At 54.7% G+C, this 565-nt stretch carries 1 protein-coding gene; it reads right to left on the bottom strand.

The annotated features are described in order from the left end of the window. Window positions 1–4: 4 nt before the first annotated feature. Window positions 5–565: hypothetical protein (locus HR086_RS47370; protein ID WP_217442255.1), on the bottom strand; the 561-nt coding region annotated here is incomplete at its 5' end.

The raw sequence follows: 565 nt of genomic DNA, 5'->3' as shown, positions 1-565 counted from the left end.
GGTATTAATCATGATCGTCGCCGCTGTCTTTGATGATTACGCCGTCTTGTAAAACGTATCCATATCGCTTGATCCAGTCTCTTATGGTCCGTTCGGAAACCTCTTTCCCGGACTTTCCAAACCATTCGACGACGTCTTTTACAGTCGGAGGTTCGCCAAAATTGCAGTTATTCACCGCGTCCTCAAACTGCGCTTCTTTGCTACGTCGTTCCTTCTGAGCTGATTCTTTCCGCTTCTCGATCGCCTTTTTCCAGGGCTCCGTCTCACCCGGTGGTTGTAGATCTTTAAGGCTGCCCACATCGTCGACGCGGTGGATCGGATACTGGAACCACATGTTGACCGGCTCGAATTTCGGGTACTCCCGCAGCGTGCCTTCCACGCGCCAGGCGGAGCGGATGCGGACGCTATGGAGCGCTCGCTTGACTTCCTCCTGTGCGGCCGCCAGTTGCCCCGGAATCGCCCGTTTCGCGTGGTCCTCCATGGCCTTGGCGCTCAGCGCATCGTCCAGCGAGACGTGTTCCTCCAGGTAATCCGAATTGAAGTTTTCAAAGAACCGTTGATAGAC

Source organism: Myxococcus sp. CA039A (assembly GCF_013336645.1).
GTDB lineage: Bacteria > Myxococcota > Myxococcia > Myxococcales > Myxococcaceae > Myxococcus > Myxococcus llanfairpwllgwyngyllgogerychwyrndrobwllllantysiliogogogochensis.
This window is presented reverse-complemented; position numbering and strand designations above follow the sequence as displayed.